Annotated in this window: 20 protein-coding genes; 6 read left to right on the forward strand and 14 right to left on the reverse strand. The window is 72.4% G+C overall.

The annotated features are described in order from the left end of the window. Window positions 1–41 precede the first annotated feature (41 nt). From ACFC02_RS21025 to ACFC02_RS21035, 3 genes are read left to right on the forward strand one after another with little or no spacing between them, the layout of a single operon-like run. On the forward strand, window positions 42–731 hold the full coding sequence (locus ACFC02_RS21025; RefSeq protein ID WP_376359230.1) for a response regulator transcription factor: 690 nt from the start codon (window positions 42–44) through the stop codon (window positions 729–731). After that, on the forward strand, window positions 728–2245 hold the full coding sequence (locus ACFC02_RS21030; protein ID WP_376359233.1) for an ATP-binding protein: 1518 nt from the start codon (window positions 728–730) through the stop codon (window positions 2243–2245). The genes ACFC02_RS21025 and ACFC02_RS21030 overlap by 4 nt, the downstream gene beginning before the upstream one ends. Continuing rightward, complete coding sequence (locus ACFC02_RS21035) at window positions 2242–2811, forward strand: hypothetical protein (RefSeq protein ID WP_376359236.1); 570 nt, start codon at window positions 2242–2244, stop codon at window positions 2809–2811. Before ACFC02_RS21030 ends, ACFC02_RS21035 begins: the two co-directional genes overlap by 4 nt. Window positions 2812–3121: 310 nt before the next feature. On the opposite strand, the gene ACFC02_RS21040 is transcribed toward ACFC02_RS21035, so the two are convergent. The 14 genes from ACFC02_RS21040 to ACFC02_RS21105 form a co-directional block, all read right to left on the reverse strand. Beyond that, window positions 3122–4432 carry a lytic murein transglycosylase gene (locus tag ACFC02_RS21040; RefSeq protein ID WP_376359239.1) on the reverse strand — a complete coding sequence of 437 codons (1311 nt, stop codon included), beginning with the start codon at window positions 4430–4432 and terminating at the stop codon, window positions 3122–3124. Window positions 4433–4485: 53 nt separating this feature from the next. Then, window positions 4486–5403 (reverse strand): hypothetical protein, encoded by a 918-nt coding sequence (locus ACFC02_RS21045; protein WP_376359242.1) that lies wholly within the window; start codon window positions 5401–5403, stop codon window positions 4486–4488. A gap of 51 nt (window positions 5404–5454) precedes the next feature. Next, complete coding sequence (locus ACFC02_RS21050) at window positions 5455–6000, reverse strand: nuclear transport factor 2 family protein (protein ID WP_376359245.1); 546 nt, start codon at window positions 5998–6000, stop codon at window positions 5455–5457. Window positions 6001–6026: 26 nt separating this feature from the next. Beyond that, on the reverse strand, window positions 6027–6674 hold the full coding sequence (locus tag ACFC02_RS21055) for a hypothetical protein (protein WP_376359302.1): 648 nt from the start codon (window positions 6672–6674) through the stop codon (window positions 6027–6029). A 155-nt stretch (window positions 6675–6829) separates the two neighbouring features. Next, window positions 6830–7375 carry a hypothetical protein gene (locus tag ACFC02_RS21060; RefSeq protein WP_376359248.1) on the reverse strand — a complete coding sequence of 182 codons (546 nt, stop codon included), beginning with the start codon at window positions 7373–7375 and terminating at the stop codon, window positions 6830–6832. Next, window positions 7372–8673 carry an MCE family protein gene (locus ACFC02_RS21065; protein ID WP_376359251.1) on the reverse strand — a complete coding sequence of 434 codons (1302 nt, stop codon included), beginning with the start codon at window positions 8671–8673 and terminating at the stop codon, window positions 7372–7374. The genes ACFC02_RS21060 and ACFC02_RS21065 overlap by 4 nt, the downstream gene beginning before the upstream one ends. Further along, complete coding sequence (locus tag ACFC02_RS21070) at window positions 8670–9974, reverse strand: MCE family protein (RefSeq protein WP_376359254.1); 1305 nt, start codon at window positions 9972–9974, stop codon at window positions 8670–8672. Before ACFC02_RS21070 ends, ACFC02_RS21065 begins: the two co-directional genes overlap by 4 nt. Continuing rightward, window positions 9971–11002 carry an MCE family protein gene (locus tag ACFC02_RS21075; protein WP_376359257.1) on the reverse strand — a complete coding sequence of 344 codons (1032 nt, stop codon included), beginning with the start codon at window positions 11000–11002 and terminating at the stop codon, window positions 9971–9973. The genes ACFC02_RS21070 and ACFC02_RS21075 overlap by 4 nt, the downstream gene beginning before the upstream one ends. Further along, the gene (locus ACFC02_RS21080; protein WP_376359260.1) at window positions 11002–12099 is read right to left on the reverse strand and encodes an MCE family protein; all 1098 of its coding nucleotides are present in this window, start codon (window positions 12097–12099) and stop codon (window positions 11002–11004) included. Before ACFC02_RS21080 ends, ACFC02_RS21075 begins: the two co-directional genes overlap by 1 nt. Then, entirely contained in the window at window positions 12096–13154 is a 1059-nt protein-coding gene (locus ACFC02_RS21085; RefSeq protein WP_376359262.1) for an MCE family protein, read from the reverse strand. The genes ACFC02_RS21080 and ACFC02_RS21085 overlap by 4 nt, the downstream gene beginning before the upstream one ends. After that, complete coding sequence (locus ACFC02_RS21090) at window positions 13151–14404, reverse strand: MCE family protein (RefSeq protein ID WP_376359265.1); 1254 nt, start codon at window positions 14402–14404, stop codon at window positions 13151–13153. Before ACFC02_RS21090 ends, ACFC02_RS21085 begins: the two co-directional genes overlap by 4 nt. Before the next feature lies 1 nt (window position 14405). Beyond that, window positions 14406–15212 carry an ABC transporter permease gene (locus tag ACFC02_RS21095; protein WP_037856002.1) on the reverse strand — a complete coding sequence of 269 codons (807 nt, stop codon included), beginning with the start codon at window positions 15210–15212 and terminating at the stop codon, window positions 14406–14408. Between the two features lie 4 nt (window positions 15213–15216). Next, on the reverse strand, window positions 15217–15981 hold the full coding sequence (locus tag ACFC02_RS21100) for an MlaE family ABC transporter permease (protein WP_376359270.1): 765 nt from the start codon (window positions 15979–15981) through the stop codon (window positions 15217–15219). Continuing rightward, complete coding sequence (locus ACFC02_RS21105; RefSeq protein ID WP_376359273.1) at window positions 15978–16976, reverse strand: ABC transporter ATP-binding protein; 999 nt, start codon at window positions 16974–16976, stop codon at window positions 15978–15980. The genes ACFC02_RS21100 and ACFC02_RS21105 overlap by 4 nt, the downstream gene beginning before the upstream one ends. Before the next feature lie 743 nt (window positions 16977–17719). On the opposite strand from ACFC02_RS21105, the gene ACFC02_RS21110 reads away from it, so the two are divergent. From ACFC02_RS21110 to ACFC02_RS21120, 3 genes are all read left to right on the forward strand, one after another. After that, a complete protein-coding gene (locus ACFC02_RS21110) occupies window positions 17720–18346 on the forward strand; it encodes a hypothetical protein (RefSeq protein WP_376359276.1) in 627 nt (208 codons plus the stop codon). Between the two features lie 211 nt (window positions 18347–18557). Further along, window positions 18558–20180: a DUF6801 domain-containing protein gene (locus tag ACFC02_RS21115; RefSeq protein ID WP_376359279.1), complete on the forward strand. Its 1623-nt coding sequence runs from the start codon at window positions 18558–18560 to the stop codon at window positions 20178–20180. A gap of 37 nt (window positions 20181–20217) precedes the next feature. Further along, window positions 20218–21168, forward strand: coding sequence for a hypothetical protein (locus tag ACFC02_RS21120; RefSeq protein ID WP_376359282.1), 951 nt, complete (start codon window positions 20218–20220; stop codon window positions 21166–21168). Window positions 21169–21324 lie beyond the last annotated feature (156 nt).

A 21324-nucleotide genomic window follows, 5' to 3' on the forward strand; every position in this document is an offset into this window, starting at 1 on the left:
CGGCAGCCGCCCCCGGTCTCGGCCCGCACATACTGATCGACATGCCCCGGATCCTGCTCATCGAAGACGACGCCGCCGTGCGCCAGGGAGTCGCGCTCGCCCTGCGCCACCAGGGGCACGACGTCTGCGCCGCCGCCACCGGCGAGGAGGGACTCGAGCAGCTCGGCGCCTTCCGCCCCGACGTGGTGGTCCTGGACCTCATGCTGCCCGGCCTGCCCGGCCTCGACGTGTGCCGCCGGATCAGGGGGCGCGAGCAGGTCGGGATCATCATGATGACCGCCAAGGGCGACAGCGTCGACATGATCGTCGGACTGGAGGCGGGGGCCGACGACTACGTGGTCAAACCCGTGCAGGCCCGGGTCCTCGACGCCCGTATCCGCGCCCTGCTGCGCCGCCTCGACGCACCGGCTGCGGGCACCGCCCGGCCCCGCGCCGAGACGCACGGCGATCTCGGCATCGACCGGGCCGGCCTGCGCGTCACCCACCGGGGGCAGCAGGTCGACCTCGCCCCCTCCGAACTGCGGCTGCTGCTCGCGCTGTCCGCCTCGCCCGGCCAGGTCCTCAGCCGCCAGCAGCTCCTCGAAGCAGTCTGGGAGCACAGCTACCACGGGGACATACGCCTGGTGGACGCCTGCGTGAAACGCCTGCGCGGCAAACTCGGCGAGCTGGGCGGCACCCCGCGCTACGTCCACACCGTGCGCGGTTTCGGCTACTGCTTCCGCGCGCGATGAGCCCCCTCCGCCCCTCTCCGCGGGCCGTGCGCCACCCCTCCCGGCACGGCGGGCTGCGGCTCCGCCTCGTCGCGGGGTTCACCGTCGTCGCCGTCGTCAGCTGCCTGAGCACCGGCGTCCTCACCTTCCGCGAGGCGCGCACCGGGGTGCTCCAGCAGAGCCAGGACGCGGTGGTCCGGCAGTTCCGCGACAGTGTCGACGCGCGGGCGCCCGGGTTCCCGGACGCGCCCAGCCGGTCCGACCTGAACGCCATGGTCGGCGACCTCGCCTACACGCACCGCTCGCAGCAGTGGCGTTTCCTCGCCACCTACGGCGACGAGCGCGCGGTCTACGGCCCGCAGGACAGCTTCGACGTCCTCACCCCCGAACTGCGGCGTTCCGTACGCACCCGGACGGCCGCGGTCTTCCAGCGCGTGCACCACGACGGCCGGTCCTTCCTCGTCGTCGGGCTGCCCGTCACCTACGCCTCCTCGGCCGACGTCTCCGCCGCCGCGACGGGCCTGGTGCTCTACCTGGTGGTCCCACAGGAGACCGAACAGCTCTACGTGCGGGCGCTGATCACCGCCATCGAACGGGCCACCCTGCCCGCGCTCGGCCTCGCCGTCCTCATCGCGCTGCTGGTCGCCCGCGGGGTGCTGCGCCCCGTACGGGCCCTCGGACGGGCCACCCGGCGGATGGCCGCCGGACACCTCGACACCCGGCTGACCGTCAGCGGCTCCGACGAACTGGCCGAGCTGTCCAGGACGTTCAACGACACCGCGGCCGCGCTGGAGCAGTCGGTGGCGGAGCTGCGCCGCATGGAGGCGCGGGCCCGGCGGTTCGCCGCGGACGTCTCGCACGAACTGCGCACCCCGCTGGCCGCGATGACGGCGGTCACCGACGTGCTCGACGAGCAGTCGTCCGGCCTGGACCAGATCACGGGCGAGGCGGTACGGCTGGTCAGCGAGGAGACGGCACGGCTGGCCCGGCTGGTCGACGACCTGATGGAGATCTCCCGCTTCGACGCGGGCGCGGCCGAACTCGGCGTCGACGAGATCGACTTGGCCGAGTCCGTCCGGCGCACCCTCGCCGCCCGCGGCTGGCTGGACCGGGTGAGCACGGACCTGCCGGCCGGCGGCGCGCTGCGGGCCCGCGTCGATCCGCGCCGGGTGGACGTGGTGGTGGCCAACCTGGTCGGCAACGCACTGCGGCACGGCGAACCGCCGGTGACCCTGCGCCTGACCGACGCGGACGGATGGGCGGTGATCACGGTCACCGACCGGGGGCCCGGCATCCCCGAGGCGGACCTGCCGCACATCTTCGAACGGTTCTACAAGGCGAGCCGGGCGCGGGTTCGCAGTGAGAGCAGCGGACTCGGGCTGGCCATCACCGCCGAGAACGTACGCCTGCACGGCGGACGCGTCAGGGCGGGCAACGATCCCGGCGGCGGCGCGGTCTTCACCGTCGAGCTGCCGCTGCGGCCCCGGCCGGCGGCGGACACCTCCCCCGGGGAGGAAAGGAGGGAGAGCACATGAGACGCGTCCCGCGCGGCGCCGCCGCGGCGGCCGTCACCGGCGCCCTGCTCATGGCGGCGGGCTGCGGGGTGCCCACGTCGGGCGTCATCGACGCCGGTGCCCCGGCGGTCGGGGTCCCCGCGGACGTCACGGTCTACTTCGTGGCGGACGGGGTGCTGAGCCCCGCGCCCCGCCGGATGCCCGCCGGGGCCGCCGACCCGGTCGGGGCGGCCGTACGGCTCCTGCTGGCCGGACCGAACCCGGGCGAGGCCCCGAAGCTGACCACGTCCCTGCCCGCCCTGCCGGGCCCGGTCGGCGTCACCGTCGAGCAGTACGTCGTCTCCGTCCGCTTCCCCGCCGGGGTGGGTCGGCCCGGCACCCTGGCGATGGAGCAGCTCACCTGTACCGCGGCGAGGGCGCTGCGCCGGTCCGCGAACCGTGAGAACCTCGCGATCCCCACGTACGCCGCCACTCCTGCCGCTCCCGACAGTTCGAGGACGTCGACGCCGGTGGCGCACATCAGCGTCCGCGCCACGGGGTCCGGCTGGGCCACGGCCCGCTCGGACGCCGTCTGCCCCGGCGACTGACGCGTCGTCCGCGCAGCGGCCGCGTCCGGAACCCGAGTGGGCCTGCGCGTCCGGCGCCCCTGCGCCTCGTGCCACGCCGTCGAAGAGACGTGATCAGCCGGTCCGCGAAGGCGGTGTCCAGGTGCTGGGCCGGCATCAGCAGCGGCCGGCGGCCCGGAGCAGCCACGAGATCGTCCTCGACGACGCCCTCCGGCCCGCCGCCGCGGCGCACGACGACGTCGCCGCCTTCGTCCGCGGCCGTCTCGGCGGACCAGCAGACCGGCAGACCGGCGGGCGCCTGAGACCTCCTACGGGCGCGCCGTTGCCGCCGTCACCGGCGTGCGGCCTGTTCCGGACCGCACGACGGGTCGGCCGTCGGGTCGCCCGTCGGAGCGCCGGCCCCGGTGCCCGTACCGGCGGCCGGCTGCCCCGGACCGTCCGCTGAGGCGCTCACCGATGGTGACGGGCAGGCCGAGGGGGACGTCGAGCCGCCCGGGTCCGGGGTCGCCGAGCCGCTGGGCTGCGTCGTCGGTGACGGGTCCGCGGTGGGGGAACCCGAGGGACGGGGCGTAGGCGAGCCGGGCTGCGACGGCTCCCCGGTGGGCGTGGGCGCCGGGGTGGACGGCCCGGTCGACGGCGCCGGGTGGGGGCGCGAGGGGGTGGGGGTGCCCGGTCCCGAGGGGCCGCCGTGGTCCGGGCCGACGAGGATCCCGCCGCCGGTGTTCCCTGCGTCCCCTCCCTCCCCCTTGTCCACGGGTTTCGTCGCCGGGGTGTCGCCGCCCGCCCCGGGGGACCTCGGGATGACGCCCTTGCCGTCGGGCACGCTGTGCACGCCCCGGCGGTAGAATTCCAGCCAGTAGCGGACCAGGTCCAGGTAGGCGCGCGAGTCGTTGTAGCTGAGGACGGCCCGGTCCAGGTCCGCGGCCCGGCTCAGGTCCCGGTCCCCCGCGCACAGGTAGTGCCCGGCCGCGAGGGCCGCGTCGAAGACGTTGTTCGGGTCGGCGCGGCCGTCCCCGTTGCCGTCGGCGCCCCACCCGGTCCACGTCGACGGCAGGAACTGCATCGGTCCCACCGCGCGGTCGTAGACCGGGTCGCCGTCGTAGACTCCGCCGTCGGTGTCCCGGACCAGCGCGAAGCCCCTGCCGTCGAGCGCCGGGCCGGTGATACGGCCCAGCGTCGTGCCCTGCCGGTCGACCGCGCCGCCGCGCGCCTGGCCCGACTCCACCTTGCCGATCGCGGCGAGCAGTTGCCAGGGCAGCCGGCAGCCGGGGTCGGTACGGGCGACGGACCGCTCGGCCGCCCGGTAGGCGCGCAGCACGGTGCCCGGGATCCCGGACTCGGCCCGCACCTCGCTCACCTGATGCGGCGTCAGGGGGGCGTCGGCGGTGATCAGGGGCGGGAGTTCGGTGTGGTACGACCCGTCGCCGGGCGCGTCGGGCGCCGCGTACGGGACGCCCGCGGCCGGCGCGCGCTCCTCGTCGGCCGCCGGACGGCCGGGGCCGTTCCCGGCCGCCCCGGTCGCTGCGGGCGCGCCGGGTGCCTGCGAGGCGGTGAGGGCCGCCACGGTGGCCACGGCGATGGCGGTGGCGCGCAGGCCCTGTCGGGTGCGGGCGCGCAGACGTCGTACGCGGCGTGCGGGCATGGCTGTCACTCCCTGTCGGTGGGGCCTTCGGCGCGGTGGGCGGGGGCTCGTTCTCAGCGGCCGAAGGTGTCGATGCCGGAGACGAGCCAGTGCCCGTCCCGCAGGACGACGTCGACGGCGAACATGGCGCCGGCGTAGGTCCCTTGGTCCTGTGCTCCCTGCTTGCCCTGTGCTCCCTGCTTGTTCTTCGCGCCCGGGGCGGCCCTGGTCCCGGCGGTGCTGACGCTGCTCTGGTCGGCGTAGACCAGTACCCGGGCGCGGTCGCCGTCGATGCGCTCGACCGCGCTGTCCGTGACGGTGGTGGTGATGACCGCCTTCTGCTGGTCGGCGCGGGTGCGCACGCCGTCCAGCAGGGCTCGGTGCTGGGCTACCGCCTTGCCCGTGAGCAGCGTCTTCACCGCCTTCTCGTACGCGCCGGGGGCGGCGTGGTCGTAGGAGAAGAGCGCGGCGACCGCCTTCTCCGTCTCGCCCTTGATCTCGCTCGTGCGGGCGGCGTCGGTGAGGGCGGTGTTGCGTACGGCCGGGTCGTCCCGCAGGCTCTGGGCGCGCGCGTGCGCCCACCCGGCGAAGCCGCCGAGGGCCAGGGTCAGCAGGCACAGCAGGCACAGCGCCAGGGACCGGCGGGACGGACGTCTGCGGGATCGGCGGCTCGTGGTGCGCGAGTCCGTGGCCGGCTCCGGGTCCGTGGCCGCGTCCAGGTGCCTTACCGGGTCCGGGTCGTCCGTGGCCGCATCCGGGTCCGGGACCGGTGTCGCCTCCGGGGTCCGGCGGGAAGTGGTGGAGGGGGCGCGGGCGGGCAGTACGGCGACGCCGGTACGGGGCCGTCCGGCCCCGCGGCCGTCCGCTCCCGGGTCCTTTGCCGGGGCGGCCGCCGTCTCCGCCGGGGCGGCCGGCACCGCCGGCGGCTCGGGCCTCGGTTCGCGCGCCTGACGGCGGCGCTGGCGGTTGATGTGGTGCCGGGTCGTCGGCATCGGGTGTCGTCCTCTCGTGCGGGCCGGCCGTCGCTGCGGTGCCGGACCGGGTCAGCCTGCTGAGGTGCCGCCCACGGGTGCCTGGCCCAGGGCGCTCAGCTTCCATCCGCCGCCGGTGCGGGTGAGTTCGCCGAGCATGCGGCTGTCCTTGTCGGTGCTCTCGCCGCCGGGCGCCTTCACCGTCACCCGCAGCGCGACGAGCACCCGGGCCCGTCCGGCCCGGTCGTCGAGTTCGGTGACGGCACCGGAGAGCACCCGGGCCGTGGTGACGGTCTTCGCCGTCCGCACCTGTTCGGTGAACTCCTTGCGCCCGCTCACCAGTTGGCTGTGCAGGTCGCCGGTGGTCGAGGACTCCCACAGGTCGAGGCCCCGGTCGACGCTGCGGTGGTCGAGGGTGTTGAGGTTCTCGACGGCCTGTTCACCGGCGGCGAGCGCCTTGTCGCGCTGGACCGCGTACGCCGCCGAGTCGTCGTGCGCCGCGTCGTACCAGTCCCAGCCCGCCCACGCCGCGAACCCGCCCGCGACGAGGGTGAGCGCGAGGGCCAGGGCGGGCAGGGCGCGGGGTCCGGCCGACAGCGTGCGGACCGTGCGTTTCATGGGGTGCTCCTGTCTCCCGTGCGCCGTCAGCGGGTCTGGATGTCGACGATCCGCCACTGGTCGTCCTCCCGTTGGGCGGTGACCGTGAGCTGGGCCGCCGCGGCCGCCGCCTTGCCCTTGTCCCGGCGGGAGACCTGGTCGAGGAAGACCAGCAACCGCGCCTTGTCCCCGTGGAGTTCGATCACCCCGACGCGTACGGCCTGGGTGCTCAGGGTCACGCGCTGCTTGGCGACGTCCGCGCGGATCCGGCCGACGAGTTCGGTGTACTGGCGGGCCGCCTTCCCGGTGAGGACGGAGCGCGCGGAACGTTCGGTGGCGTCCAGGCCGTCCGGTGTGTAGGAGAAGACGCGGGCGAGGTCGTTGCCGACGTCGCCGGCGACCCGGGTGGTGGCCGCGACGTCGCTCAGTGCGGTGTTCTCGGCGGAGGGTGCGGAGCGCAGCTGGTGGGCGCCGTAGAAGAAGCCGCCGCCCGCGAGGACGAGTACGGCCGCACCCGCCGCGAGGGCGGCCCTGCGCAGCGACCTGCTCCGGGGGCCGCGCGCGGGCGCCTCGCCGGATTCGGGCTCGTCGGAGTCGGGCTCCTCGGCGTCGGGCTCCTCGGCGTCGGACGCGTCGCGTTCAGGGAACGCATCGCGCTCGGCGGACGCGTCACTCTTTGCCGGCACGTCACTCACCGCTGAGGCGTCTCTCTCCGCCGGCGCGTCGCCCCCTTCGGCCGTCCCGTCCGTCCTCTGCGCCGCATCGGCCGGATCGGCCCCGTCCTTCGGACCGGCGGGCTCGGGTTCGGGCTCGCGTGCCCGTTCCGGGCGCTCCTTGCGCAGCAGCCGTGTCATCGGGCGTCGTCCTCCCCCGCCGTCCGGGCCGGCAGTACCGCGTCCAGCGCCTTGACCTTCCACTCGTCGTCCCCGGTGCGCACCAGCACCGCTTCCAGGCGTTTGCGGTCCGTGGTCGGTGTCTTCGGTGTCTTCGGTGTATCCGGTGTCTTCGAAGCGGCGGGCGTGACGTCCACGCGCACGGTCGCGATGAGCTTGGCCGTGCCCGCCCGCGTGTCCAGCGCCGTGACCGCGGCCTCGGTGACGGTGCCGCGCGCCGAGGCGCCCGTCTTGGGTGCGGTGCGGCCCAGTTCGTCCTGGAGCGGGCCGGTCGAGGCGTCGCGCCAGGCCTTGATGCCCGCCTGCGCCTGCTGCCGGGACGAGGCGTCGAGGGTGGTCAGGACGGCGATCGCCCGGCGTCCGTCGGCGAGCGCCGCGTCGCGCTCGCGGCCGTAGGCGAGCGAGTCGTCACCGCGGGCCTGCGCGTACGTCCACGCGCCCGTGCCGCAGAAGGCCAGCGCCAGTGCCAGCCCGGCACCGGCCAGGACGCGCGCCCGCCTCACCGCTCACCCCCGGTGACCGGGGCGAGCAGGCCCGCCACTCCGGCCGGGGCGCCGTCGCCGACGCCCGGCAGGGCGAGCGCGCCCGGCAGCGGCGCGGAACCGGTGCCCCCCTCGCCCGGGCCGCTGCCCGCCGACGTCGCGCCGCTGCCGGAGGGCAGGGAGGCCGGCTTGGCGGGGGCGGGCACCGGGCCGCCCCCGGGGGCGTGGGCCGAGCCCCTCACGTCGATGCCGCTGGCGGCGGGAGCGGTGCAGGAGGCGCCGGTGTTGAGCGCGGGGGCGGTGCCGAGGTCGAGGCCGTTGCGGTAGCGGGTGGCACCGTAACCGGCGGTGCAGGGCAGGGGTTTGAAGAAGGTGACGGCCATGCCGAAGTTCAGTTTCCCTCCGTCGACGGCGGTGGCGCCGGCGGCGACGGCCGCCGGGTACTTCACGAGCAGCTCTTCGATGCCGTGCTGCCTGGTGACGGCGACCTCGGAGGTGGTGAGCAGGTTGGCGAGGACCACGCCCAGGCTGGGGTCGAGGTCGCGCAGGACGCCGCTGATCTGGGTGGCCGCGTCGGGGGCGACGGTGAGCAGGCGGCGCAGGTCGGCGTCGGAGCCCTTGAGGGTGCTCGCGAGTTCCTTGGCGCCGGTGGCGAAGTCCCTCACGGCGCGGCCCTCTTCGGCCTGGGTGCGCAGGACGGTCTCGCCGTCGGTGAGCAGCCGGGTGGTGGAGGGCAGGTTGCGGTCTGCGGCCCGGACGAACTCGCTGCCGTTGTCGAGGAGGACCTGGAGGTCGTCGCCGTGGCCCTCGAAGGTCTTGCCGAACTCGTCGACGACGGTACGCAGGTCGTCCAGCGGTACCGACTTGGTGAGGTCGTTCACGCTGGTGAGGACGTCGGTGACGGGGGCGGGCACCTGGGTGTCCGGTTGTTCGATGCGGGCGCCGTCGGCGAGGTAGGGGCCGCTGTCGCTGCGGGGCCGCAGGTCGATGTACTGCTCGCCGACGGCGGACAGTCCGGCCACGACGGCCCGGCTGTCGGCGGGGATGTGCGGAGCGGACTTCTTGATGCGCAGTTCCGCGACGACGCCGTCCCCGGTGAGGTCGATCGGGCCGACCCGGCCCACCGAGACTCCGCGGTAGGTGACGTCCGAGTGGGTGAACAGGCCTCCCGTGCGCGGCAGTTGTACGTCGACGGTGTAGTAGTCGGCGACGCCGAGGTAGCGGCCGAGGTCGGCGTAGCGGATGCCGACGAAGCCGAGGACGAGGACGGCGATGACCAGGAAGGCGAGGTTCTTCAGGCGTACGGCGAGAGTGATCACCTCGGCTGGCCTCCGTCCTGGGCGGGGGTGGGGACGGACGGCAGCGGCAGCGGTGCCGGGGGCGAGGTCTGCGGGGTGGCCGGCCCGGTCCCGGCGGTGCTCTCCCCCGTCCCCCCGCCCTTCCCGTTCTTCCCGGACCGCCCCGTCTCCCCGGTCCTTCCGGCCCTCCCCGTCCTCCCGTCGGCCGGTGTGCCGCCGCTCCCTCCGCGTGCGGCGGCCGGCGCCGGGGCGGAGGGCGAGGAGGTGGACTGCGGTACCAGGGGCGGGATGATCCGGGTCCCGGGCAGGGCGGTCATGTTCAGGTACACGTTGAGGTAGTCGCCCTTGACGCCGCGCAGCACCTCGTCGGTGAACGGGTAGGTCAGCAGGGCCTGGAGCGAGTCGGGCAGGTCGGTGCCCGCGTCCGCGAGGGCTTTCAGGGTGGGGGCGAGGGCCTTGAGGTCGGCGACCATGTCGTCCTTGCTGGCGTTGACGGTGGAGACGGCTACGCCGGACAGCGTGTCGAGGGAGCGGAGCATGGTCAGCAGGGCGCCGCGCTGCTCGTCCAGGGTCTTCAGGCCGGGTGAGAGGCCGGTGAGGACGGTCTGTACGTCGGTCTTGCGGTGGGCGAGGGTGGCGGCGAGCCGGTTGACGCTGTCGAGGGCGTCGGTGATGTCGCCGCGGTGCTGGTCGAGGTCGGTGACGAGGGTGTCGACGCGTCGCAGCATGGAGCGGACCTCGGGTTCGCGTCCGCCGATGGCCGTGTTCAGTTCCCTCGTGATGGTCTTGAGCTGGTTGACGCCGCCGCCGTTGAGGAGCAGGGACAGCGCGCCGAACACCTCCTCGACCTCGGTGTTGCGGCCGGTGCGGGTGATCGGGATCTCGCTGCCGTCGGTGAGGTGCCCGGTGCTGGTGTCCTTGGCGGGGGCGACGAGCTGGACGTACTTCTCGCCGAGCAGGCTGGACTGTTCCAGGCGGGCGCCGGCGTCGGAGGGCAGCCGCACGTCGCCGTTGATCTTCATGGTGACGCGGGCCTTCCAGCCGTCGAGGCGGATGGCGGTGACCCGGCCGACGGCGACGTCGTCCACCTTGACCGAGGCCTGCGGGACGAGGCTGAGGACGTCGTCGAGTTCGGCGGTGACGGTGTAGGGGTGGGAGCCGAGGTCGGCGCCGCCGGGCAGCGGCAGGTCCTCGATGCCGTCGAAGTGCGGGGCGTCGACGGAGAACGCGCCGAAGGCGAGCGTGAACCCGAGGGCCAGGGCGAGGAGTCCGCCCAGTCCGGCGCCCACGGCCGCGCCGCCGGTGAGCAAGGAGCGCTTCACCTCTCCCCCTTCGCCGGGGTGCGGTCCGTGGACGCGCTGGGGCCGCTGGCAGGCAGCGGCAGCAGCGGTCCGCCCATGCTGATCTCGTTGAGGTCGGCACGGCCGTCGATGGTGCGGTGGTCGGTGTCGTAGGCGTTCACGAGGTTGTCCGCGGCCAGCGGTGCGACGTCCAGTGCCTCGGCGAGGGAGGCCCGCTGGCGCACCAGGGTCTGGGTGATGGGCACCAGCTTGTCGACGTTCTTCTTCAGTTCGCCCCGGTTGTCCTGGATGAACTGCTTGACCTGCCCGAGGGCCTTGCCGAGTTCGGCGAGCGCGCCCGCGAGGTCGTCCTTGTTGTCGGCGAAGAAGCCGACGACCGTGTCGAGCCGTTCCTGGGCGGTGCGGACGTCGGCGTCCTTGTCCTTCAGCATGGTGGTGAAGGTCTGGAGCCTGCTGAGGGTGGCGAACAGGTCGCTGCTGGAGCCGTTGAGCGTCTTGGCGGCCTTGCCGAACTGCTCGATGCTGTCGCCGATGGCCTTGCCGTTCCCGTCGAGGTTGGCGGCGCCGGTCTTCAGCAGGTCGGACAGGGCGCCGGTGGAGTTGGCGCCGTCGGGGCCGAGTGCCTTGCCGAGGTCGGTGAGGGAGGCGTAGAGCTGGTCGATCTCGACCGGGGTGCGGTTGCCGGAGGCGGGCAGTTCGGCACCGTCCGGCAGCGCGGGTCCCGACCGGTAGGCGGGGGTGAGCTGCACGAAGCGGTCGGCGACGACGCTCGGTGCGACGATGACGGCGTGCGCGTCCCGCGGGACCTCGATGCCGTCGTCGAGCCGGAGTTCCACGCGCACCTGGGTGCCCTCGGGCCGTACGGACGTCACCTCTCCGGCCCGTACGCCGAGGATGCGCAGGTCGGAGCCGGCGTAGATGCCGACCGCGCGGTCGAAGTAGGCGGCCAGCCGGGTGCCGCCGGAGTCCAGGACGCGGGCGACGGCGAGGCCGGCGGCGACGACCACCAGGGCGACGGCCGCGGCGAGGAGTTTCCTGCGTCTGCTCATCACTCTCCGCTCCCCGGGGTCCGCGCGGACTGCTTGGGCGGTAGGCATCCGGTCTTGGGCTGGGACTGCGCGGGCAGGTAGTCACGGGGGACGACTCCGCACAGGTAGCTGTCGAACCAGCGCCCGTTGCCGAGGCTGTTGCCGACCAGGCGGTAGTACGGGCCGACCAGGGCCAGGGTCTTGTCGAGCTGGGTGTTGTTCTTCGCCAGGACGTCGGTGACGCGGCCCAGTGCCTTGAGGGTGGGGCCGAGCTGCTTGTCGTTGTCCTGGACCAGGCCGCTGAGCTGGGTGGCGAGCGCCCTGCTGCCGGTGAGGAGGGCGCGGATGGCGTCGCGGCGGTCCTTGAGTTCGCCTAGGAGGGAGCCGCCGTCCTCGATGAGCGTCTCGAAGCTGGACTTCTTGTTCTTCAGGGTCTGGGTGAAGCGGGCGCTGCCCTGGAGGAGTTCGGAGAGTTCGGCGTCACGCTTGGAGACGGACCTGGACAGGGCGGACAGGCCGGTGGCGGCGTTGCGCACGGCGGGCGGCGAGTCCTTGAAGGTCTGCGAGATGGTCTCGAAGCTCTTGGCGAGCTGCTGTGTGTCGATCTGGTCGACGGTGGAGCTGAGGTCCTGGAACGCCTGGGTGACGTCGTACGGCGAGGTGGTGCGGGTCAGCGGGATGCGGTTGCCGGGGTCCTGGCGGGCGCTGCCGAGCGGGTCGAGCGCCAGGTACTTGTCGCCGAGGAGGGTCTTGATGGCGATGGCGGCGGTGGTGCGGTCGCCGATCCAGGCGCCCTTGGTCTCGAAGGTGACCTTGACCCTGCCGCGGTCCAGAAGGACCCCGGTGACCTTGCCGACCTTGACGCCGGCGATGCGCACCTCGTCGCCCTTCTCGAGCCCGGCGGCCTCGCTGAAGTCGGCGCTGTAGGTGGTGCCGCCGCCGATCAGGGGGAGCCGGTCCGCGTTGTAGGCGAAGACGGTGAGCAGGGCCAGCAGGAGCAGACCGACGAGGGCGACGGCGATCGGGTTGCGTTCCTTGACGGGCTTGATGCGGGGGCGGCGGGCGCGGCGGGGTTCGACGGGCGGCTCGGCGGGGCGGGGTCGTTGCAGGAGGGTCATGCGCCGCACCTCTGTTCCGTGACCGCGATGCCGGTGGGCGGCTCGGAGCCGTCGGAGGTGCTGACTCCGCTCACGCGCGCCTCGCAGAGGTAGAGGTTGAACCAGGAGCCGTAGGAGGACAGCCGGGCCAGGGCGGTCATCTTGGCGGGGCTCTTGGCCAGGAAGTTCTCGATCTGGCCGGTGGCGTCGCCGAGGTTTCCGGAGAGCCGGCCCAGTTCGCGGATGTCCTGCTCGAGGGGGGCGCGGCCGTCCTGGAGGAGGCCTGCGGTGACGGTGGTCAGGTCGCCCATGGCGGCGACCGCCCGGCCCAGCGGTTTGCGGTCGGCGTTGAACCCGCTGACGAGGCGGCGGAGCGTGTCCACGAGGTCGTCGAAGCCGGCCTCTCGTTCGTTGAGGGTGGTCAGGACGGTGTTGAGGTTCTTCACCACCGCGCCGATGACCTGGTCCTTGGCGGCGACGGTGGTGCTGAGCGAGCCGATGTGCCGGATCAGGCTGTCGACGGTGCCGCCCTCGCCCTGGAGCACCTGCACGATCGATCCGGCGAGTTCGTTGACGTCCTTCGGCGAGAGCCCCTCGAACAGCGGCTTGAAGCCGTTGAAGAGCAGCGTCAGGTCGAGGGCGGGCGCGGTGTGGTCGAGCGGGATGGTGCCGCCGGAGGCGAGGGTGCCGCCGACGTCCCCGCTGCCCCGGTCGAGGGCGATGTAGCGCTGGCCGACCATGTTGAGGTACTTCACGGCGGCGGTCGTCGAGCGGGGCAGGGTGCGGTCGTCGCGGACGCTGAAGGTGACCTGGGCGGTGCGCCGGTTCACGACGCGTACGTCGGTGACCTCGCCGACCTTCACTCCGGAGACGCGCACGCTGTCGCCGTCGACGAGTCCGGTGACGTCGGTGAACAGGGCCTTGTAGGAGCGGGTGCCGTCGCCGACGCCCCGGTTGGCGACGCTCAGTGCGAGCACGGTCGTGGCCAGCGCGGTGACGACCACGAACACGAGGGACTTCAGCAGGGGGCCGGTCAGCGGTCGGCGGCGGGTGTGCGCGCCGCGCGGGGAGGTCATCGCAGGGTCACCTCCGTGCCGCGCAGGACGGGTCCGGCCAGCAGGCTGCTCCACTCGGGCAGGTCGCCGGGCTGCTTGCCGGCGGCCGGTGCGAGGAGTTCGTTGACGAGGTCGTTCTCCTGCGGGGAGTTGGCGGGCCCGAGGTCCTGGCTCGCGGTGGCCGGGACCTGCGCGGCGGGCTGGACGGGGACGCCGAGGTAGGGCACCGGATAGCAGTGCGGGCCGCCGGAGGCGTCGTAGGAGGGGGTGTCCCGGCCGGGGACGTAGGCGCCGCGCGAGCGCACGGTGGTGACGTCGACGTGCAGTCCCGGCTGGTCGGTGCCCTTGCCGAGGACCTTGTCCATCCGGGGCACGAAGTCGGCGAGGGTGCGCAGCGTGCACGGGAAGGCGGAGGAGTACTCGGACAGCAGCCGCAGGGTGGGTTTCGAGGTGGCGCTGAGCCGGATGATGTCGTCCTTGTTCTGCCGCAGGAAGGAGGTCAGGTCCTCGGCGGTGCGGGTGGTGGCGCCGAAGGTGGCGGCCAGTTGGCTGTCCTTCTCGGCCAGGGTGCCGGTGGTGGTGGTGAAGTCGGTGAGCGCGGTGACGATGTCGGGCGCGGCGTCGGCGTAGACCTGGCTGACCTTCACGAGTTCTTTGAGGTCCTGGTTGAGGGTGGGCAGCTCGGGGTTGAACTTCCTCAGGTGGGCGTCGAGTTGGGTGAGAGTGTCGCCGAGCTTCGCGCCGCGTCCCTCCAGTGCCCGGGAGACGGCGGAGAGGGTGGCGGAGAGTTTCTGCGGCTGTACGGCGGTGAGCATGGGCAGCACGTTGTCGAGCACCTGCTGGAGTTCGACGGCGTTCGCGGACCGGTCCTGCGGGATGGTGTCCCCGGCCTGCAGCAGTGTGCCGGAGGGGTGCGGGGGCGGGACGAGGGCGACGAACCGGGCGCCGAACAAGGTGGTCGGCAGCATCTGCGCGCGCACGTCGGAGGGGATGTGGGCCAGTGCTCCGGGCCGTAGGGCGAGGGTGAGGCGGGCGCCGTGGTCGGTGGCGTCGATGGAGCGGACCTCGCCGACGACGACGCCGCGCAGCTTCACCTCGGCGCCCAGGTGCATCTCGTTGCCGACGCTGCCGGTCTCCACGACCACCGGGTCGGAGTCGGTGAACTGCTTGTCGTAGACGGCGACGGCGAGCCAGATCAGCAGCGCGGGCACCACGAGGAACACCACGCCGGCCAGTCTGCGGCGCACCAGTTCGCCTGTGTGTCCGCTCATCTCACCCCGCCACCTTCACGGTCGTGGTGGCGCCCCACAGGGCGAGCGAGAGGAAGAAGTCGGTGAGGCCGATCAGCACGATGGCGTTGCGCACGGAGCGGCCCACGGCGACACCGACCCCGGCGGGGCCGCCGGTGGCGCGGTAGCCGTAGTAGCAGTGGGCGACGATCACCATCACGCTGAAGATGAGCACCTTCAGTACGGAGAGCAGGACGTCCGTGGGCGACAGGAACAGGCCGAAGTAGTGGTCGTAGGTACCCCGGGACTGGCCCTTGAACAGGACGGTGACGTAGCGGGAGGCCAGGTAGGAGGAGAGCAGCCCGATCGCGTAGAGCGGGATGATCGCGACGACCCCGGCGATGATGCGGGTGGTGACCAGGTACGGCAGGGAGCGGATGCCCATGCCTTCCAGGGCGTCCACCTCCTCGTTGATGCGCATGGCGCCGAGCTGGGCGGTGAAGCCGGCACCGACGGTCGCGGACAGGGCGAGTCCGGCGACCAGCGGGGCGATCTCGCGGGTGTTGAAGTAGGCGGAGACGAACCCGGTGAACGCGGCGGTGCCGATCTGGTCGAGGGCCGCGTACCCCTGGAGTCCCACGACGGTCCCGGTGAACAGGGTCATCGCGATCATCACGCCGATGGTGCCGCCGATGACGCCGAGGCCGCCGGTGCCGAAGACGACCTCGGCGAGCAGCCGCTGCACCTCCTTGAGGTAGCGGCGCAGGGTGCGCGGGACCCACAGCAGGGAGCGCAGGTAGAACAGGAGCTGGTCGCCGGAGCGGTCGAGCCAGACGAGCGGGGAGGCCACGGCCTCAGCCTCCCTTCGGCGGGACGATCTGGAGGTAGACGCCCGTCATCACCATGTTGACGAAGAAGAGCAGGAGGAAGGTGATGACGACGGACTGGTTGACCGCGTCGCCCACGCCCTTGGGGCCGCCGCGCGGGTTGAGTCCGCGGTAGGCGGCGACGATGCCCGCGATGAACCCGAAGACGAGCGCCTTGAGTTCGCTGACGTACAGGTCGGGCAGCTGGGCGAGGGAGGAGAAGCTGGACAGGTAGGCGCCGGGGGTGCCGTCCTGGAGGTACACGTTGAAGAAGTAGCCGCCGAGGATGCCGACCACGGAGACCAGCCCGTTGAGCAGGACGGCCACGCCCATGGCGGCCAGGACCCGCGGGACGACCAGGCGCTGCACCGGGGAGACCCCCATGACCTCCATGGCGTCCAGTTCCTCGCGGATGGTGCGAGAGCCGAGGTCGGCGCAGATCGCGGAGCCGCCGGCGCCGGAGATCAGCAGGGCGACGATGAGCGGGCTGGCCTGCTGGACGACGGCGAGCACACTGGCCCCGCCGGTGAACGACTGGGCGCCGAGCTGCTGGGTGAGCGAGCCGACCTGGAGGGCGATCACGGCGCCGAAGGGGATGGAGACGAGCGCGGCGGGCAGGATGGTGACGCTGGCCAGGAACCAGAACTGCTCGACGAACTCCCGGAACTGGAAGGGCCGTCTGAAGACGGCCCGGCCGACCTCCGCGCCCAGTGCGAAGAGCCGGCCGGTCTGCCGCAGGGCGCCGGTGATCACTGGCCGCTCCCGTGCGTGGGCAGCGTCAGCGTGGGCGCGCCGGGGGCGGCGTGGGTGCGCTCGATGGCCGAGCGCGCGGCGGGCGGCAGCCGGTCGAGCATGCCCATGACCCGCTCGCGGCGCCGGTCGACGGCGCGGCGCGGCGGCAGGCCCGGGGACGGCTCCAGTTGCGGGACGATCTCGCGGGGTCCGGACGGCACGGGCACGGCCTCTGCGGCGAGGGTGGCGGCGTCCTTCTCCTCCGACATGCCGATGGGTCCCTCGCGCCGGGCGGCGAGGAACTGGGCCACGACGGGTTCGTCGCTGGTGAGCAGCACCTCGCGCGGCCCGAAGGTGACCAGTTCGCGGCGGAAGAGCATGCCGATGTTGTCGGGGACCGTGGCCGCGATGTCGAGGTTGTGGGTGACGATCAGCATCGTCGCGTCGATCTGCGCGTTCAGGTCGATCAGCAGCTGGGAGATGTAGGCGGTGCGGACCGGGTCGAGTCCGGAGTCCGGTTCGTCGCACAGGATGATCTGCGGGTCGAGCACGAGGGCGCGGGCCAGGCCGGCCCGTTTGCGCATGCCGCCGCTGATCTCGCCGGGCAGCTTCCCCTCGGCGCCCAGCAGGCCGACGACCTCGATCCGCTCCATGACGATGCGGCGGATCTCGGACTCCTTCTTGCGGGTGTGCTCGCGCAGCGGAAAGGCGATGTTGTCGAAAAGGGACATGGAGCCGAAGAGGGCACCGTCCTGGAACATGAGCCCGAAGAGTTTCCGGGTCTCGTAGATGTCGCGTTCCGGGCCGTTCACCATGTCCACCCCATTGATGAGGACGCGGCCGCGCTCCGCCTTGAGGAGCCCGATGAGCGACTTGAGGAACACGGTCTTACCGGTCCCGGACGGGCCCAGCATCACACTGACTTCTCCGGCCGGAAGGGTGAGGGTGACATCCTGCCAGATGTTCTGCTTGCCGAAGGACTTGGTCAGGCCCTCGACCACCACTTCGATTCCCATATCACCTCCGACAAGGATGGGTCAGGTGTGCACCGAGGAGCGCACGTTAAGTCGGTGCACGGCCCACTGACAATAGGCGGGGCGCCGGGTTCCTGGCGCGCTTTCCGTCTTTGTCACCGCGCAGACAAAAAGCGGCCCGGCACTTGTCTCCGCGAGACAGGGCAGGGCCGCGCGCCTCCGGGGGGAGTGGATCCGCGGGCCCTGCCTGCGGACGACCGGCCCCGAAGGAGGGCAAGGGCCGGAAATCGCCCGTCGCGTCTCCGGCCGGTGGGGGCCACCGACCTGGAGATCAGCGCCGTACCCGGCACGTTACGGCTGAGTAACCTCGGCGGGCAAGAGCAGGTCCGCAGTTTTCGACGACATTCTCTTCGGCCATCCTCTGCCTGTCAGAGTGAATACAAAAGGGTGCCTCGAATTTGTCATCGCGCTGCGTGTCGGACACCCCGGGAGACGATCCGGGCAGCACATTCCGGACTTCTCGCCCGTACCGGCGGGAGAAGTCCTGGCCGATCCGGCCTTAGCAGCGGATGACTAAGCCGGCGCGACGAGTGCTCACCGACTGGACAGACGGCAGGCCTTTTCAAAGAATCATGGTCGGCGGCATTGTTCGGCCAAGTTTCCCGCAAGTAACGTCGGTGCTCGCGATCGAGGTTTTCCGATCCCCCGGGCCGCACGACTCCCGCTCCATCCGTTCTGTGGCGGTCCGCCTCTGCCGGTCAATCCCCAAGGAGAGTCCCAGAGCCATGAAGAAGTCCATCAGAAGGATCGCCGTCGTGGCGGGAGCGGGCGCGGCAGCGTTCGGCATCGCCGTCGCCCCCGCCTCCGCGAACGCCTCCACGATCTGGACCGTGAACCCGACGCCGGCCGCCTTCACGGCGACCAACAGCGGGAACATCGTGCTGACCGCCAACATCCCCATGACGTGTACGACTTCGGGGGCGTCCGGCACCATGGCGAGCGCCACCGGCAACCCCGCGTCGGTCGCCGACATCACCGCCATCAACTTCGGCACCACCAGCTCCCCGTGCACCAGCATCCTGGGTGCCGTCACGGCCACCCCGGTCGGCACCTGGCATGTCGTCGCGCAGGACTACACCGCGGGTGTCACCACGGGCTACGTCGGAAGCGTCAAGGCGAACGTGGCCGCGGGTGCCTGCCACTTCACCGTGGAGGGCAAGGCCTCCGGCACGTACACCAACTCCACCGGCATCCTGGCGGTCAACAGCGTCGCCGGTGACCTGGCCGTCACCGCAGCCAGCGGCTGCGGCACGGTCGTCACCACCTCCACCAAGCCCACCTTCAAGGGCAACTACGCCGTGAAGGTCAAGGGGACCAGCACCATCCCGACGATCGTCGGCTCGAACCCGTAAGACACCCTCCGCTCGCAACCGCCCGCCCGGGACAGCCCCGGCCGGGCGGTTGCGGCCGGTCGGAGGTGTGCAGCTCAAGGCGGTCCGCGGCGCCGGCGTCCGCACGCTCACCGGCAGAACGCCGGTGGAGTCGGTGTGCCGCGGCCTCGGCACGGCCTCACCACCGCCACGGACCGCCCCCGTGCCCGAACGAAACACCCCGGAGCAGTAGATGACAGGCCCCCACGCAACCCACCGTGGGACCCGCCGGTCCCGCGCCAGGAGCGCGGCGACCGCCGCGCTGGTCGTGCTCGCCGCCATGGTCCCGGCCGCCGTCGCCACCGCCGACGCGCAGCAGGTCGACACCGCGCTCCCCTACGTGTGCGCCTTCCCCTCCGGCCGGCAGCAGGCGACGGTACGCGTCTCGGCGAGCCTCCCGGACCGGGTGGAGCCCCGTGAGGCGATCCGGCCCAGGCAGGTCACCACCGCGGTGGAACTGCCGGCCGCGGCAGCGGCCGACCTGGGCGTGCCGAAGGGCGGCGAGGTGAGCGCCGCGACCCGCCTGACCGTGGCGGTCGCCCAGAACAAGGCCGCGGCCGAGGCGACCTGGCGCGGCACGGTGCAACCCGTCACCGTCCCTGATTCCGGCCCGCTCACCCTGACCGCGACCGGTGACGTCCCCTCGGTGACCGCACGGAGCACCGGCGACCTGACGCTCTCCGCCGGAGACCTGGAGATCGACCTGGCCGTGAGTGCGCCGGACGGCTCCGGCGCCGCGACGGGCACCCCCACCGCCGCCGCCACCGGCCCCGCCCCGACCACGGCGCGGTGCACCCTGGACAAGGACGCTCCCGGCAACGGACTGCTGGCCACCGTGCCGGTCGGGTCGGTGACGTCCGGGCCGGGCGGTTCACCGTCCGCCTCACCGACCGGCACGGGCCCGGGCACCCCGTCGGCGTCGTCCTCGGCGTCCGGGCGACCGCAGCCGCACCCCGGGAGCCCGCAGAGCGGATGGGCCCCGAAGATCGCAGGGACCGCACCCGGCTCCACCACCGACCGCAGCGGCGTGCCGCCGTGCCGCTACGACGCCCAGCATCCCTCGGACGAGATGTCGTTGAACACGTACATCACCGGTTATGCGAACGTACGCAAGCAGAAGGGCGCGTCGCTGATCCCGGTGTCGTGCGCGCTGGTCGAGCAGGGCCAGCCGGACTTCCAGTTCCCGCCGGACGGCAACGGCCCGGCCGTCATCACCCAGCACTCCGAGGGCCAACTCTCCTATCAGGAGCGGGCGCAGACCGCCCCGTTCAAGGCCACCTTCCTGACCTTCGGTTTCGTCCCGGCGACGGCCACCATGGTGCTGGAGCAGACGGCACCGCTGACCATCGACTCCCTAGGCCACATGGACACGTCGACCTTCTACACCACGATGGACACCTACATCCGCGTCCCTCTGGTCCTCCGGGTCACCTCGCTGACCGTCAACGGCACCCCCCTGGACGTCGGGAGCTCCTGTCGGACCCGCACGTCGCTCAGCTCTGCCGACCCCGAGCCCGCGAAGCACCCGGAGGACCATCTGGTGCTGCACGGCAAGGGCGAGTACGCCTTGGGAGAACAGGCCACCGGCTACATCCTGCTCTCGGGCGGCCCGCTGACCGGCGAGACGACGATCCCCGCCTTCACCGGCTGCGGCGCGGGCGGCGAGGACCTCGACGGTCTGCTCACGGCGGCGGTCTCCGGCCCCGGCAACTACATCAAGCAGATCCAGGGCCAGACGTGCGGCCTGGCCGCGCCGGTCGAGGGCCAGTGCACCAAGGACCTGCAACCGGCGCAGATCCCCGTACCCGAACGCTGATCCCCCTGCCCCCTCGGACTCTCACGGAAGGCACCCCATGAACCGGTTCTCCCGCCGTGCCAGACTCGCCACCACCCTCACCGTGCTCGGCACCGCCCTCGGCGCCTTCGCCTCCACGGGCACGGCGACCGCCGCGACCAGCCAGCTCAACGGCGAGTGGGCGCCCTTCACCCGCTGTCCCGTGAACGCCCCCGCCATGCTGGCCGCCGACGGTCAGGTCCAGACGCCGCAGTGCGTGGTCTCCACCTCGGCCGGCGGCTCCGTCAAGCTGGGCAACACCACCGTGACCACGGGCCGCACCGACCTCCAGATGGGCGTCGTACAGAACTCCGACGGCACCAGCACGGTGGTGTCCCCGTCCGCGGGGGCGATCATCGCGGACTCCGCGACCGTCCCGGGCGGTCTGCTCGGCCTGATGTGTCCGAGCAACGTGCCCGCCGTCACGGCCATCTGCGAGCAGATCACCAACAGCAGCCTCAACAAGATCACGGCCACCGTGGAGTCCGTGGGCACCCCCACCGGCTTCGACCAGACCGCGGGCATCGTCACCGGCGAGCCGATCGTCTCCCTCCCGGTCCGCATCCACCTCCAGAACCCGTTCCTGGGCGGCAACTGCTACATCGGCACCAAGTCGAACCCGATCGTGCTGCGCCCGCAGAACCTGAACTACCCCGAGTTCGGCATGACGTTCTTCAAGGGCGACGGCACCCTCGCCGACGACGGCGACATGAGCCGGATCAACCTCACCGGCGCCACCCAGAACGACAGCACCTTCGCCGTGCCCGGCGCCAGCGGCTGCGGCCTGGGCCTGTTCGGCCTGATCGACGCGGCGGTCAACCTCAAGACGGGGCTGCCCTCCGCCGCCGGGAAGAACAACATCACCCTCAACGACACCCAGACCTACCTGGCCGGCCTGAACGCCCCCGGCACCGCGGCGCCGGACGCGGGCAAGGTTCTCGCGCGGAACTGGAACTCCGCCGTCAAGTAATGGCCGCAAGGCGGCGATTATCAGCCGTCCCGGTCGGCCGCCCCCGCCCCATGGCACCAAAGTGTGCACAACCTGTGTACGGATCAAGGAAGTTGATTTAGCTTCACCTTTCACACAGGTCTGCACCTGACGACCGGCCGCCTGTCACCCACCGCC

This window comes from Streptomyces sp. NPDC056160 (assembly GCF_042268205.1).
Classification (GTDB): domain Bacteria; phylum Actinomycetota; class Actinomycetes; order Streptomycetales; family Streptomycetaceae; genus Streptomyces.